We start from the raw sequence: 13,114 nt of genomic DNA, 5'->3' as shown, positions 1-13,114 counted from the left end.
AAAGGTGCGCTAAGGTTCCTAATTCCTGCGCCTAGACCAGCCCCAGTTTCTGCAGTTTCAACTGCAGCTTGCCCGGCAGCGCGTCGCCGATATCCTCGCCGTCTTCGAGATCGCGCGGCGGTTCGCCTTTGAGATAGCGCCAGCCCTGATGCGCGCGCTTAGGTCGGGGCAGGACACGGACCAGTTCGGGCTTCAGGTCGATCGACCAGCGGCCGTCTTTCGTCTCCGAAAAGCCGAGTATCTCGCTGCGGGCAACGATACTGTGCTGGTGTATCCAGTAGAGCGATCCGCCGATGCACTTTTCCCATTTGGTCGGGCGATACCGGGTCGTCAGGTTGGGGCTGCGCCGCGCCGCATACCATTTCTCGATATCGGCATAGCTTTGCGCACCGAATGCGATCTTGGTCAGGTTGAGCGGCATCGCTATGATCTGGCACAACAGGGCGCTTTTTCAAGCCCGTCACTAAGGCGGGGGGAGGGGAACGACATGCGAACGAAGTGGAAGGCAGCCTGGTCTGCGGTGGCAATGCTGGCCATGGTTGCGGGAGGATCGACGGCCTCTGCGGAAGACGAGCCGCCAACAGCGCAGACAGGCGAGCCCGATCCGCGGCTCGGCATGGTGACCACCGTCACGCCGGAGATGACCGCGCAGGCGGCGCAGCTCGTAACGGACGGCAAGGTCTATGCGCTTGGCGTGATCACCGGGCCCGACACGCCCGCCTATCCGGGCCGCAGCTACGGGATCGAGACCTTCGACGGCGGCGACCCGCAGGGCACCAACAAGGTCACCGCGCATGACGACCGGCTGGTGACCCATGTCGGGATCGGCAGCCAGCTGGACGGGCTTGCCCACATTGGGCGCGACGGGGTGCACTATGGCGGCCTGAGGCGCGAGGATATCTTCACCCCGACCGGCATGAAGGAGCTCGGCACCGAGCATATCCCGCCCATCGCCACGCGCGGGGTGATGATCGACATGGCAAAGCATTTCGGCGTCGAGCGGCTGGAGCCGATGCAAGGCTTCGGCAGCGCAGACATCCGCGCGGCGGCGACGGCGCAGGGCGTCGAGGTGCGCGCGGGCGATGTGGTGCTGTTGAACACCGGCTGGTTATCGATGGCGGAGGAAGATCCGGAGGCATTTATCGGCCGGCAACCCGGCATCAATGTCGATGGCGCGCGCTACCTCGCGGATCTGGGCGTCGTGGCTATCGGCGCCGACAGCGCCGCGCTGGAGACGATGGCATTCGAGGACGGCACGCTGTTTCCGGTCCACCAGATGCTGCTGGTGGATTACGGCATCTACGTTCTGGAGACGATGAATACGTCGCGACTGGCGGCGGACAGCGTGCACGAATTTTTCTTCGTGCTGGGCCAGCCGCGGTTCGCGGGATCGGTGCAGGCGGTGATCAATCCGGTGGCGATAAGGTAGCGGCTCACCCTCTCCCCTTGGGAGAGGGTAGCGCAGCTTGGCCGCGTAGCGGGCTAGCGGAGCTAGGGTGAGGGTCACTAAGTGCAACACCCTCATCCAGGCTGCGCTAGCTCCTTTCAGGAGCAAGCTTTGCCATCCTTCTCCCACGGGGAGAAGGACTCCGCTGTCCTACAGGCCATTAGTTCTGGCATCTTCCGACAATGCCTTTCGCAAGTGCATCTGGACCTGTCACTCTCGCCTCGCAACCTGTCACTCTTAAAGTGACACGTCCAACCCTGCGCCCCCCTGGTTTTCCGCCCCTGGACCGTGGTCCATGCGGTCCATGTCTCCAGCGGTCAGTTTGCCAGCCCGCTCGCCACCGCGAGGCCGAGGAAGGCGAAGAATCCCATCGAATCGGTGATCATCGTCACGAACACGCTGGAAGCGACCGCCGGGTCCTGATCGAGCCGCTCGAACGCCACCGGCACCAGTACGCCGGCGAGGCCTGCGGTGAGCAGGTTGATGATCATGGCCGCTGCGATGACCGCACCGAGCGTCGGGGTGAAGATCGCCGCCGTGGCCGCGCCGATCAGGACCGAAATCGTGATACCGTTGAGAAACGCGACCCGCGTCTCGCGCCACAGGATACGCCCGGTGTTGGACCGGGTAAGCTGGTTGGTCGCGATGGCGCGCACCGTCACCGCCATGGTCTGCGTGCCCGCATTGCCGCCGATACTGGCGACGATCGGCATCAGGATGGCGAGCGCGACGAGCTTCTCGATCGCGGCCCCGAAAGCGGCAATGATAAGGCTCGCGACCAGCGCCGTGCCGAGATTGGCGACCAGCCAGCGCACGCGGGCGGAATAGGCATCGCGGATCGGCTCGTTGATGTCGCCATCGCCTGCGCCGGAAAGCAACAGCGTGTCCTCGCCCGCTTCCTCGGAGATAATGTGGACGATATCGTCGACCGTCATCTGGCCCACCAGACGGCCATCCTCGTCGATCACGGCGGCGCTGATGAGGTTGTACTTCTGGAACATCAGCGCGACCTCTTCCTGGTCGAGCATGACCGGGATCAGGGTCTGGTCGCGCTTCATCACATCCGACAGGGCGATGTTGCGCGGCGTCGTCAGCACCCAACCCAGCGCGCAGGTGCCGACCGGGTGGTGCGAGGCATCGACGATGAAGACTTCGTAGAACTCGGTTGGCAGGTCGTCTTCGGCGCGCAGGAAGTCGATCAATTGTCCGACGGTCAGGTGCTCGGGCACCGCGACGAAATTGCGGCTCATCAGGCGCCCGGCGGTCTCCTCCGGATAGGAGAGCGCGCTTTCGATGGCGACGCGGTCTTCCGCTTCGACCTCGGCGAGGACGGCCTGCTGGTCTTCCTCGTCCAGATCCTCGATCAGCTGGACTGCGTCGTCGGTCTCGAGCTGTTCGACGATGGTCGCGACCGCTTCCGGGTCGAGCGCTTCCATCATGTCTTCGCGGACGTAGTCGTTGAGCTCGGCGATCACCTCGCTGCCCATCAGGTCGCTGATGGCGACCGCCAGCAGGGCGCGCTCGTCCGCCTCGCACAATTCGAACAGGTCGGCGATATCGGCCGGATGCAGCGGCTCGACCAGATCGTAGACCGTACCGTTCTCGCCCGCTTCCAGCGCGTCGCGCACGCGGCGGACGTAGTCGGGCTTGAGCGTGTTTTCCTCGTCCAGCCGCTCGTCGTCCAAGCGGTCGTCGGGCCGCGCGGCCTCTTCCGGCCGTTCGGCCAGCGTCACGTCATCGTCGTCGAGGCGCGTTTCGTCGGACATGTGCTCGCTCTAGGCGCGGAGGTCCGAAAAGCAAGCCGTGACACATGCGCACGGGCTGCTAGAGAAGCGCGCAATCCATCACCGCCCGCGATCAGGGCGAGCAAGAACCAGGCAAACGGAGAATACCCATGGCCGATACCCTCACCCTCACGCTCGACACCGGCGACGGCGAAGGCAAGGACGTCACGATCAAGCTGCGCCCGGACCTCGCGCCGGACCACGTCGAACGCATTACCGAGCTGGCAGGTGAAGGCTTCTACGATGACGTGGTGTTTCACCGCGTGATCCCCGGCTTCATGGCGCAGGGCGGCGACCCGACCGGCACCGGCATGGGCGGCAGCGAGAAGCCCGACCTGAAGGCCGAGTTCAACGCCGAGCCGCATGTCGAAGGCACGTGCTCGATGGCACGCGCGCAAAATCCGGACAGCGCCAATTCGCAGTTCTTCATCTGCTTCGAGGACGCGCATTTCCTCGACGGGCAGTACACCGTCTGGGGCCAGGTGACTTCCGGCATGGAGCATGTCCACGCTTTGCCCAAGGGCGAGCCGCCGGCGAACCCGGGGAAGATCGTGAAAGCGACCGTTTCCTGATCCAGCGGGAGCCTTGAGGTGACGCTGTCCCGGGTCGCACCGAAGCTGCTGGCGGCATTTGCGCTGCTGACCTTGAGCGGCTGCGTCACCTATCCCGACATCACGCAGGCCCGCAGCCCGTGCCGCATGGAGCCAGGCGGCTGGTGCGGCTTCGTGCGCGACTTGGCGACGGACAGCTATGGCTACGCCATGCTGGCGAGCAACGCCTATCAGGACGAGGACACCTATACCGAACTCGGCCCGCGCTTCGCAGAAGTCGGGATCATCCCGCCTGAAGAGGGCGAGAACCGCGACGGGCTTGCCTATTCGCTATTCGACGAATTCGAGCTTGTCGAGCGCGGCGGCACGTTCGCGCGCGGTGCGCGCAAGGCGCGCGTGCTTGCATTCCGGGGCACCGAATACTCCAGCCCGACCGACATCATCCGGGGTTCCATCCGCGCCGACCAGATAGCGGTCGCGCGGCGGGTCTATGCCGCCGAGAGCGCGCGGCTGGCGGCGGATTATCCCGGTTTGCAGCTTATCGTTGCCGGCCATTCGCTGGGCGGGGCGCTGGCGACGCAGATCTCAATCGAGAACCCCGACATCCCCGCCTACACCTTCAATGTTTCGCCATTCTATCGCGGGGACTCGACAGTCAATGACGGCAAACGGGTGGCGATCAACGAGCGCGGAGAATTTCTGCGCTTCCTGCGCCGCTATCGCTCGCCTCCGGCGGCCGACATGCTGGTGGTCAATTGCGCGCCGGATCGCAACGCCGGCAAAAAACACGGCATCCGTCCGCTAGCCGACTGTTTGACGTGGATCGCCGCCTATGAGAGCCGCGCCGCGCTGGCGCTGGTCGAGCCGAACGGCATTGCCAAGCCGCCGGTCGAATGCGGCGAGGCGGGCAAGCCGCATCCGGGGCCGGGCACGACATCGGACGTTCCGTGCATCCACCGCCCCCGCGCGCCCGAGCAGGACGCCGACTGATGCGCGCCGTCCTCATCATACTGGCCACGGCAGCGATCGGCCTGGTGGCAGGGTATGCGATCTCGCGGTTCGCGGGTTCACGCCGGAAGTTCGCGCAGTGGTCGGCGATCGTCGCTCCGGTACTGATCTACACCGCCTTCTATCTCGCGACGCCAAAGCCAGAACATGGCACCGCGGTGCAGTGGTATATGATCGGATTGATGTTCGTCTCGCCCGTCCTGATACCGTGGATGGCATGTGTGCCGGTCGAGTTCCGGCTGGGCAGGCGCAGCACGGAGGCCGGGGCCGCGGTTACAGACCCGCGTTGACCAGCCAGTCGTGGAACAGCCGCACCGGGCGGCTTTCCAGTGCGGTCGGCTTGCAGACGAACCAGTAGCTATAGGGGCTGTCGACATCGAGATCGAACAGCTCGGTCAGCCGGTCGTCATCGGCGCGGCGCAGGTGGTCGTCATGCATGATGGCGATGCCGAGGCCCTGTGCGGCGGCCTCCAGCATCAGCTGGCCGCTGTCGTAATGATCGATCGCCGCCGGATCGAGATCGCGCATGTCGAGCTCGTCCTTCCACGCCATGAAGCTCTCGGGCAGCTCGTTGTGGATCAGGAAGGTTTGCTTCGCGAGCGTATCCTGATCGGGATTGGTCCCGATATCCGCAGCAAGCTCCTTGCTGCAGATTGCGTGCACCTTGTTCTCGTCGAGCCGCACGGCGTGCAGGCCGCGCTCGGGCCCGCGCGAGAGGATGATCGCCGCATCCAGCGTGTCGCCGACCCGGTCTTCGAGATGCGGGCCGGTATCGATATCGATATGCAGGAGTTTATGCCGCGCGCGCAGTTCGCCCAGGCGAGGGAACAGGCGCTGGCTGCCGAACAGCGGCAAGACGCCCAGGCGCAGGCGCAGCAGCGAGAGATTGTCCGACTGCCCCTCGACCGCGCGTTGCAGCGCTTCGAAATGCGGGCTCACGGCCTCGTAGAACTGGTGTCCTTCGTCGGTCAGGCCCATGGCCTGCTTGGCGCGGGTAAACAGCTTCTTGCCGACGAACTCCTCGAGATTGGCGATCCGCCGAGACAGCGCGCTGGGGCTGAGATTGAGTTCCTCCGCTGCGGCGCGGGCCGAGCCGAGGCGGACAGTGCGCATGAAGGCTTCGAGAGCGCGCAGCGGGGGGAGGCGTCGCAGGGGCATGGTCCCTATGTGGGGTGCAAAAATTGCAATGTCGAGAAGGTAGAAAGGCCGTAGTCCGAATGCCCTAACTCTCGGCGACGACCTCTTCCCGTTGCGGGGCGTGCAACCTCAGGCGTTTGACATGCGTCTCGTCGCCGTCGGTCACTTCGATCCGCCACCCGCTCGGGTGTTCGATGACCTCTCCGACCGGTGGCACCCGCTCGGCGAGCACGAACGTGAGGCCGCCCAGCGTGTCGACCGCCTCGTCCACTTCGGCGAGGCGCGGGTCGATCTGCTCGGCAACATCATCCAGTTCTGCGCGGGCATCGCAATCCCACATGCCTTCACCGATATCGGCGATCCAGATCTCCGGCGCGTCGTCGTGTTCGTCCTCGATATCGCCGACGATTTCCTCGACCAGGTCTTCGATCGTGATGATCCCGTCGGTACCTGAAAATTCATCGAGCACTATGGCGAGGTGCATCCGGTTCTGGCGCATGTCGGCCAGCACATCGAGCGCATTGCGCGACTGAGGCACATAGAGCGGCTGGCGCATCAGCACCGTCCAGTCGTCCGGTGGCGCCTTGCCATTGGTCAGGTAGGGAAAGACGTCCTTGATGTGGATCATCCCGATCACGTCGTCGAGCTGGTCGCGATAGACCGGCAAGCGTGAATGGCCGTGCTCGGAGAAAACGTCGAGAAGGTCTTGCCAGGTTGCAGCGGCACTGACCGCGACGATCTCGCCGCGCGGCACGGCCACGTCGTCCGCATCGTGCTCGCTGAAATGGAGCAGGTTGCGCAGCATCTGCCGCTCGACGGGGGAAAGGTCGCCATCGGCCGACGCTTCGAGCCCCGACGATTCGTCTTCCTCGTGTTCGTCGATCTTCTCTTCGAGCTGGGCGCGCAGCGAACGGTCGCCGGCCTGGGGGTCGAATAATTTGCGAAAGGCGGTCATCAGACCGCTTCTACTCTCCGCATCTCCGGCGGATTGGTCACTGTCGGGCATGGCCCTTCAACGTGCTCCCTGAATCGAATGCAGTATCATGTGCGGTCTCCATATGGGTCCGCAATGCCCAGTTTTGCAAGCGCTGCAATCTCCAGCGCTTCCATTTCCTCGGCTTGTGCGTCGGAATCGACATGATCGTGCCCGGCAAGGTGCAGCAGGCCGTGGACGATCAGATGCGTGGCGTGGGCCTCAAGCGAGATGCCCTTCTCCTCTGCCTCGCGAGCACAAGTCTCGTAGGCCAGCGCGATGTCGCCCAGCATCTCTGGCGGTCCCTCAGGCTCGAGCGCGCGCAATCTGTCGCGATCGAGCATCGGAAAAGAAAGGACATTGGTCGGCTTGTCGCGCTCGCGCCATTCGCGGTTGAGCACGTGGACTTGCTCGTCGGAGGTGAACAGAACCGAAGTTTCAAGGCGTGCGTGGGCGAGGGCGGGTTCGACATCCCTTGTGGCCTTGGCAGCGCCACCCGTGATGGATTCCCATTCGCCATCGGGCCAATGTTCGATTTCGATTTCCAGCTTCACAGCCTTCGAGCCACTACTCCACAGGCCCTTCGTAGGCCTCGACGATGCGCCCTACGATCGGGTGACGCACCACGTCGGCGGCCGTGAACCGGATCGTGCCGAAACCGTCGACACCCTCGAGCTTGCCGACCGCATCGGCGAGGCCGCTCATGCGGTCGCCGCCGGGGATGTCGACCTGCTTGGGGTCGCCGCAGACCACCATGCGACTGTTCTGGCCGAAGCGGGTGAGGAACATCTTCATCTGCTCGCGCGTGGTGTTCTGCGCCTCGTCCAGGATGACGAAAGCATCGGCCAAAGTGCGCCCGCGCATGAAGGCGATGGGCGCGATCTCGATCTCGCCCGAGGCCAGGCGCCGCTCGACCTGTTCGGGCGGCATGCAATCGTAGAGCGCATCGTAGAGCGGGCGCAGATAGGGATCGACCTTGTCCTTCATGTCGCCGGGCAGGAAGCCGAGCTTTTCGCCCGCCTCGACTGCCGGACGCGACAGGATCAGGCGCTGGACGCTGCCGTTGATCAACTGGCTGACGGCCTGTGCCACGGCGAGATAGGTCTTGCCGGTACCAGCCGGCCCCAATGCGAAAATAATATCGTCGCGCACGAGGCTGCGCATATAGGTCGCCTGCATCGCGCTCCTCGGCACGATGGTCTTGCGGCGGGTGCGGATCATGATCGGCGGGCCTTCCGGTTCGCCCCTCACGATCCCGTCGAGCGTCGGCTCGTCGGACATGGCGATCATCGATTCGATCGCGCCTGCATCCAGATCCTGCCCGATGGCCAGCCGATCATACATAGCCCTCAGGACATCGCGTGCGCGCGCAACCGAGTCTTCCGGCCCTTCGATCTGGATCTGATCCCCGCGCGCGGCGATGAACACGCCCAAGCGGTTCTCGACCTGGACGAGGTTGGCGTCGAACTGTCCGAACAGCGGCACGAGAAGCGACTGGTTCTCGAAATCCATGTCCACCTTGGCGCGGCGGACTTCTCTGATGGCGACCGGATCGGGCGACAGCACCGGATCGGATTTACGGGTGGGTTTACGGCCCATAGGTGCTCGGAGCGTTCCTTTCGCTGGCTTCGAGTCGGAAGCTTACGCCGATGGCGGCGGGGTGCAAGTTTGCGAGGCGAACGGGGCTGGGGAAAGTAATCCGGCTGTCACGCGGCCACGGTTTCGAGCAGCTGCCCCGCCAGCGAGTTCGGTCCCGCTTCGACCAGTTCGACCTGCACGAGATCGCCGATCGCGACGTCTCCGTCGAACCAGACGCTTTGCAGCCATGGCGATTTGCCGAGCCACTGGCCGGGATGCTTGCCCGTGCGCTCGACGAGGACTTCGCAGGTTCTCCCTACGCTGCCAGCGTTGAATGCCGCCTGGTCGCGGTTGAGCGCGGCTTGCAGGCGCTGCAGCCGCTCGTCCATCACCTCTTTGGGGACCTGACGTTCCATCGTCGCAGCGGGGGTGCCGGGGCGGGGGGAGTATTTGAAACTGTAGGCCTGCGCGTAGCGGACTTCGTCGACGATCTTCAGCGTGTCCTCGAACTCGGCCTCGGTCTCGCCGGGGAAGCCGACGATGAAGTCGCCGGATAGCGCGAGGTCTGGCCGCGCGGCGCGGAAACGCTCCAGCAGCCGCAGATAGCTTTCCGCCGTGTGGCTGCGGTTCATGGCCTTGAGCACGCGATCGTTGCCGCTCTGCACCGGCAGGTGGAGATAGGGCATCAGCTTTTCGACCTCTCCATGGGTGGCGATCAGCTCGTCATCCATGTCGGCCGGGTGGCTGGTAGTGTAGCGGACGCGCTTGAGGTCGGGGTCCTTGGCCAGCTCGCGGATCAGGCCTGCCATGCCGAGAGCCCGGCCCTTGGCATCCTCACCGGTCCACGCGCTGACATTCTGCCCCAGCAGGGTGATTTCCTTCGCGCCCGCTTCGACCAGTTTCTTCGCTTCGTCGATCAGGGCGCTGAACGGCCGCGAGATTTCCGCGCCGCGGGTGTAGGGCACCACGCAATAGGTGCAGAATTTGTCGCAGCCTTCCTGGATCGTCAGGAAGGCGCTGGGGGCCGACTTGCGACGCTTGGGTAGCGCGGCGAACTTGGCGTCTGCCGGCATGTCCGTGTCGGTCGAGCGCTTGCCCGCGACCGCTGCGTCGATCATGCCGGGCAGGCGGTGATACGCCTGCGGCCCGACCACCATCGACACCGCCGGGGCGCGCGCCATGATTTCTTCGCCCTCGGCCTGCGCGACGCAGCCTGCGACGGCGATCATGGGGGCCTTGGTCTGCGTCTTGCCTTTGGTCAGTCGGCCGATATCGGAATAGACCTTGTCGACCGCTTTCTCGCGAATGTGGCAGGTGTTGAGGACGACCAGGTCCGCATCCTCGCCCTCGGGCGCAGGCTCGATGCCTTTTTCATCGAGCATCTCAGCCATGCGCTCGCCATCATAGACGTTCATCTGGCAGCCGAAGCTCTTGACCCGGTAGGTCTTGGGAGAATGGGTCGGTTTCATGAGGCTCGCGCCTTTAGGCCAACCGCGCGGCCATTCCAAGAGCAGAGCGGCTACTCGATAAATTCGGGCGCGCTGTAGCGGATCGGCTCGACATTGAATTTGAAGGGCCGAACCGGATGACCAAGGCATTCCTGGAGCTTTGCTTCGATCATTTCGCGGGCCTTGGCGGCGATGGCCTTGCGCCCGCGGTGATCCTCGGGGCTGAAGGGATCGAGGAAATGGACATGCAGGTCGAACGTTCCCCGCCGCGACAGTACGCGTTTGAAATTGTTGACGCCGCTCTCGTTATCGATCCACCCGATCCACTCGGCAACTGCGCCGTAATCCAGCACCACCGGTTGGACCAGGACACCCGGCGGCGGCGGTTCGAGGACGCTCAGCATTGAGGATTTGAACGGCAGCAGCGAATGTCCGTCGGTGGTCGTGCCTTCAGGAAAGACAGTGACCGACCAATTGTCCATCAGCGCCTCGCGCAGTTGATTGATCTGGTCGGCGACGCCGAGCCGGTTTTCGCGCTTCACGAAAACAGTGCGGTTCATCCTGCACAGCCAGCCGACCAGTGGTGCCTCGGCCAGTTCCGCTTTGGCCACGAATGCCGTCCCGCTCGCGCCGGCCAGCGACAGGATATCGAGCCAAGAGACATGGTTTGCGATGAAGAACACGTCGCGGCGCAGCGGTGTCCCGTGCACCTTGACCTTCGCCCCGGAGATGCGGGCCGTTATCCCGAGAAACCACATCGGGAAGGGGGAACCGTATGCGACGATGCGATAGAGGTAGTGCAGCGGTACGCAGACAAGCATCGCCAGGGCGATGAGCGCGGTGCGAACGACAAAACGCACCCACTCCATGAAATTGAGCGGCGTCGGCACACCTTTGGCTGCCGCGGCGCGGTGTCGCCATTCGTTGCGCAAGGGGTCGTGACGGCGCTTCACTTTGCCTTGGCCGGTTCCTGCCACGGTCTTTGTCTCAGTCGTCACGGCCTATCCGCACGCCGTACAATTCCATGCGGTGGTCGACCAGGCGATAGCCGAGCTTTTCGGCGATCTGTTTCTGCAACGCTTCGAGTTCGGGGTCGACGAATTCGACGACCTTTCCGCTTTCCACATCGATCAGGTGATCGTGATGCGCTTCGGGAGCGGGCTCGTAGCGGGCGCGGCCATCGCCGAAATCGTGCCGGTCGAGAATGCCGGCCTCTTCGAACAGGCGCACGGTGCGATAGACGGTCGCAATGGAGATCTTCGGATCGACCGCACTGGCGCGTTCGTGCAGCAGCTCGACATCGGGATGATCGTCGCTTTCCGACAGCACCTTTGCGATGACGCGGCGCTGCTCGGTGATGCGCAGGCCCTTGTCGGCACACAATTGTTCGAGATCGATCCGTTCGGGCAACCCGTCTCTCCGGTAATGAAACGCCCCGAACCCTTAGAGGGCCGGGGCGTTGCACTCAAGCGGGCGCTTTCACCCACTCTCATCGGATCAACAGGTCAGGCTGTCTTTTTCTTGCGGCCACGCTTCTGGCCGGGCTTGCGACCGAGGCCGATCTTCTTGGCCAGGGTGCGGCGCGTTTCCGCGTAATCGGGCGCGACCATCGGGTAATCGGCCCCGAGGTTCCAGCGCGCCTTGTACTCGTCGATGGTCATTCCGTGTTCGGTCATGAGGTGACGTTTGAGCATCTTCATCTTCTTGCCGCAGTCGAGGCAGACGATGTGGTCTTTCTTGACCGACGCGCGGATAGAAACGGCCGGGTCAGGCCGTACTTCTTCGGCGGCTTCGTCTTTACCGAGACCCGACAGCGCTCCGTAAACGCTGGTAATGAGAGCAGGCACGTCCTCAACGGTAACATTGTTATTGCTGACATGGGCAGCGACGATATCTGACGTAAGCGTAATCAACGCCTCCGACATGTCGGATTCCAGGGTTTCCATATTGTCCTCAACTTCGTTGCGATCGAAATTCGGGTGGGCTGTTTTCCAATCACCCGTCCAATTCCATGGAACCTTTCGTCACAACTTGCAAGTGCAGCACGCTCGATTGTGAATAAACCAAGAAAAAAATCGTTCTGGATCGGATCAGTTAAAGAGATTTGGCAAATGTAATTGCGTCTATCCGCATCCCATCCGACGTCTTGTAGTATTCTTTACGCCGACCGATCGGGTGGAATCCGCAAGCCCTGTAAAGGCGCTGCGCCGGATTGTTCTCGCGCATTTCCAGGAACAACCGGTCGGCTGCGCGTGCGCGAGCGTCTTCGCAAAGGATTTCAAGAAGCTGCGCGCCAAGCCCACGTCGCCTTTCTTCCGGAACGACGCCGATCAGGAGCAGCTCCTCTTCGCCCGGCGCGGCCCGTACCAAAGCAAAAGCGGCGGCAGGTTCACCATCGGCAGGCGATTGGCCGTCCGATCCGAGCAGGCGGTAATGGGTCGTCGGCAGCACCAGAGAACCCTCGATCTGCCGCCGGTTCCAGGCTTCGCCCCATTGCGGGTCGAAGGCGACCTCCATCACGGCCATGATCCGGTCGAGATCGTCGATCACGCCTGCCTGCGCTCCGCGACGGTTTTAGCATCGGGCGCCCTGCCATACACCGGGCGCAAGTGGGAAACGAGGAGCGCCTGCGGAATGTGCGGCGTAAACCGCGCGTCCGGATGCAGGGGCAGCGCCGTGCCGCTGCCGCGCAGTGAAACCAGCGCTTCCGCCTGCGTTCCGGCAATCAGCTCCGCTTGCGAATCCCGGGCAGCGACCTCGGGGTCGAGCGAGCGCACGTCTTTCTCGGGCGCGCCGCCTGCGCCGAAGGGCTGGACGAACCACTCGCCATGGCCGCCCTGCATGGCGACATCGACCGGCTGGCTGCCTTGCTGCTCGATGGCCATGGCGGCGACCAGCGCCAGCGTCGGGTAGCCCAGCACCTCGCTGCGCCACACCAGGCCGAGTGCGCGGGCGGTCGCGATACCGATGCGGATGCCGGTGAAGCTGCCGGGACCGAGCGCAACGAGGATACGCCAGGCCCTGCCATGGCCGGGAAGTGCCTCGATCATCGGCACCAGTTGCTCGGCATGGCCGCGGCCCAGAATGCGATGATCGTGCGCGACGAGTCCGCCCGCATCGAACAGCGCGATCGAACAGGCCTCGGTCGAGCAATCTATGGCGAGCGTTTTCATCGCGCCCGCCCTTAC

Annotated in this window: 16 protein-coding genes; 4 read left to right on the top strand and 12 right to left on the bottom strand. The window is 63.8% G+C overall.

The window, feature by feature from the left end:
- Nucleotides 1–31: 31 nt before the first annotated feature.
- A complete protein-coding gene (locus EL2594_RS08465) occupies nucleotides 32–421 on the bottom strand; it encodes a DUF1489 family protein (RefSeq protein WP_011414631.1) in 390 nt (129 codons plus the stop codon).
- Between the two features lie 66 nt (nucleotides 422–487).
- On the opposite strand from EL2594_RS08465, the gene EL2594_RS08460 reads away from it, so the two are divergent.
- Nucleotides 488–1,429 carry a cyclase family protein gene (locus tag EL2594_RS08460; RefSeq protein WP_155806020.1) on the top strand — a complete coding sequence of 314 codons (942 nt, stop codon included), beginning with the start codon at nucleotides 488–490 and terminating at the stop codon, nucleotides 1,427–1,429.
- Between the two features lie 335 nt (nucleotides 1,430–1,764).
- On the opposite strand, the gene mgtE is transcribed toward EL2594_RS08460, so the two are convergent.
- Nucleotides 1,765–3,213 carry a magnesium transporter gene (gene mgtE, locus EL2594_RS08455; RefSeq protein ID WP_011414629.1) on the bottom strand — a complete coding sequence of 483 codons (1,449 nt, stop codon included), beginning with the start codon at nucleotides 3,211–3,213 and terminating at the stop codon, nucleotides 1,765–1,767.
- 128 nt (nucleotides 3,214–3,341) lie between these two features.
- On the opposite strand from mgtE, the gene EL2594_RS08450 reads away from it, so the two are divergent.
- From EL2594_RS08450 to EL2594_RS08440, 3 genes are read left to right on the top strand one after another with little or no spacing between them, the layout of a single operon-like run.
- Nucleotides 3,342–3,803, top strand: coding sequence for a peptidylprolyl isomerase (locus EL2594_RS08450; protein WP_011414628.1), 462 nt, complete (start codon nucleotides 3,342–3,344; stop codon nucleotides 3,801–3,803).
- A gap of 18 nt (nucleotides 3,804–3,821) precedes the next feature.
- On the top strand, nucleotides 3,822–4,772 hold the full coding sequence (locus EL2594_RS08445) for a hypothetical protein (protein WP_011414627.1): 951 nt from the start codon (nucleotides 3,822–3,824) through the stop codon (nucleotides 4,770–4,772).
- Nucleotides 4,772–5,080 carry a hypothetical protein gene (locus tag EL2594_RS08440; RefSeq protein ID WP_011414626.1) on the top strand — a complete coding sequence of 103 codons (309 nt, stop codon included), beginning with the start codon at nucleotides 4,772–4,774 and terminating at the stop codon, nucleotides 5,078–5,080. The genes EL2594_RS08445 and EL2594_RS08440 overlap by 1 nt, the downstream gene beginning before the upstream one ends.
- On the opposite strand, the gene EL2594_RS08435 is transcribed toward EL2594_RS08440, so the two are convergent.
- From EL2594_RS08435 to tsaB, 10 genes are all read right to left on the bottom strand, one after another.
- Nucleotides 5,064–5,948, bottom strand: a complete 885-nt coding sequence (locus EL2594_RS08435) for a LysR substrate-binding domain-containing protein (RefSeq protein WP_011414625.1) — start codon at nucleotides 5,946–5,948, stop codon at nucleotides 5,064–5,066. The genes EL2594_RS08440 and EL2594_RS08435 overlap by 17 nt on opposite strands.
- A 64-nt stretch (nucleotides 5,949–6,012) precedes the next feature.
- A complete protein-coding gene (locus EL2594_RS08430; protein WP_011414624.1) occupies nucleotides 6,013–6,882 on the bottom strand; it encodes a hemolysin family protein in 870 nt (289 codons plus the stop codon).
- Nucleotides 6,883–6,968: 86 nt separating this feature from the next.
- Nucleotides 6,969–7,454 carry an rRNA maturation RNase YbeY gene (gene ybeY / locus EL2594_RS08425; RefSeq protein WP_011414623.1) on the bottom strand — a complete coding sequence of 162 codons (486 nt, stop codon included), beginning with the start codon at nucleotides 7,452–7,454 and terminating at the stop codon, nucleotides 6,969–6,971.
- Nucleotides 7,455–7,467: 13 nt separating this feature from the next.
- Nucleotides 7,468–8,499: a PhoH family protein gene (locus EL2594_RS08420; protein WP_041685202.1), complete on the bottom strand. Its 1,032-nt coding sequence runs from the start codon at nucleotides 8,497–8,499 to the stop codon at nucleotides 7,468–7,470.
- A gap of 107 nt (nucleotides 8,500–8,606) precedes the next feature.
- Nucleotides 8,607–9,947 carry a tRNA (N6-isopentenyl adenosine(37)-C2)-methylthiotransferase MiaB gene (gene miaB / locus EL2594_RS08415; RefSeq protein WP_011414621.1) on the bottom strand — a complete coding sequence of 447 codons (1,341 nt, stop codon included), beginning with the start codon at nucleotides 9,945–9,947 and terminating at the stop codon, nucleotides 8,607–8,609.
- Between the two features lie 50 nt (nucleotides 9,948–9,997).
- Nucleotides 9,998–10,924, bottom strand: coding sequence for a lysophospholipid acyltransferase family protein (locus EL2594_RS08410; protein ID WP_011414620.1), 927 nt, complete (start codon nucleotides 10,922–10,924; stop codon nucleotides 9,998–10,000).
- Nucleotides 10,914–11,336, bottom strand: a complete 423-nt coding sequence (locus tag EL2594_RS08405) for a Fur family transcriptional regulator (RefSeq protein WP_011414619.1) — start codon at nucleotides 11,334–11,336, stop codon at nucleotides 10,914–10,916. The genes EL2594_RS08410 and EL2594_RS08405 overlap by 11 nt, the downstream gene beginning before the upstream one ends.
- A gap of 95 nt (nucleotides 11,337–11,431) precedes the next feature.
- Nucleotides 11,432–11,872 (bottom strand): MucR family transcriptional regulator, encoded by a 441-nt coding sequence (locus EL2594_RS08400; RefSeq protein WP_011414618.1) that lies wholly within the window; start codon nucleotides 11,870–11,872, stop codon nucleotides 11,432–11,434.
- Between the two features lie 148 nt (nucleotides 11,873–12,020).
- Nucleotides 12,021–12,476, bottom strand: a complete 456-nt coding sequence (locus tag EL2594_RS08395) for a GNAT family N-acetyltransferase (RefSeq protein ID WP_011414617.1) — start codon at nucleotides 12,474–12,476, stop codon at nucleotides 12,021–12,023.
- Nucleotides 12,473–13,099 (bottom strand): tRNA (adenosine(37)-N6)-threonylcarbamoyltransferase complex dimerization subunit type 1 TsaB, encoded by a 627-nt coding sequence (gene tsaB / locus EL2594_RS08390; protein ID WP_011414616.1) that lies wholly within the window; start codon nucleotides 13,097–13,099, stop codon nucleotides 12,473–12,475. Before tsaB ends, EL2594_RS08395 begins: the two co-directional genes overlap by 4 nt.
- Nucleotides 13,100–13,114: the final 15 nt, after the last annotated feature.

The sequence above is a fragment of the Erythrobacter litoralis HTCC2594 genome, assembly GCF_000013005.1.
Taxonomy (GTDB): domain Bacteria; phylum Pseudomonadota; class Alphaproteobacteria; order Sphingomonadales; family Sphingomonadaceae; genus Parerythrobacter; species Parerythrobacter litoralis_A.
This window is presented reverse-complemented; position numbering and strand designations above follow the sequence as displayed.

Bases quoted from the DNA above. Each gene is read 5' to 3' on its own strand.
- EL2594_RS08465 (WP_011414631.1), bottom strand. From the start codon at position 421: ATGCCGCTCAACCTGACCAAGATCGCATTCGGTGCGCAAAGCTATGCC.
- EL2594_RS08460 (WP_155806020.1), top strand. From the start codon at position 488: ATGCGAACGAAGTGGAAGGCAGCCTGGTCTGCGGTGGCAATGCTGGCC.
- mgtE (WP_011414629.1), bottom strand. From the start codon at position 3,213: ATGTCCGACGAAACGCGCCTCGACGACGATGACGTGACGCTGGCCGAA.
- EL2594_RS08450 (WP_011414628.1), top strand. From the start codon at position 3,342: ATGGCCGATACCCTCACCCTCACGCTCGACACCGGCGACGGCGAAGGC.
- EL2594_RS08440 (WP_011414626.1), top strand. From the start codon at position 4,772: ATGCGCGCCGTCCTCATCATACTGGCCACGGCAGCGATCGGCCTGGTG.
- EL2594_RS08435 (WP_011414625.1), bottom strand. From the start codon at position 5,948: ATGCCCCTGCGACGCCTCCCCCCGCTGCGCGCTCTCGAAGCCTTCATG.
- EL2594_RS08430 (WP_011414624.1), bottom strand. From the start codon at position 6,882: ATGACCGCCTTTCGCAAATTATTCGACCCCCAGGCCGGCGACCGTTCG.
- EL2594_RS08420 (WP_041685202.1), bottom strand. From the start codon at position 8,499: ATGGGCCGTAAACCCACCCGTAAATCCGATCCGGTGCTGTCGCCCGAT.
- miaB (WP_011414621.1), bottom strand. From the start codon at position 9,947: ATGAAACCGACCCATTCTCCCAAGACCTACCGGGTCAAGAGCTTCGGC.
- EL2594_RS08400 (WP_011414618.1), bottom strand. From the start codon at position 11,872: ATGGAAACCCTGGAATCCGACATGTCGGAGGCGTTGATTACGCTTACG.
- tsaB (WP_011414616.1), bottom strand. From the start codon at position 13,099: ATGAAAACGCTCGCCATAGATTGCTCGACCGAGGCCTGTTCGATCGCG.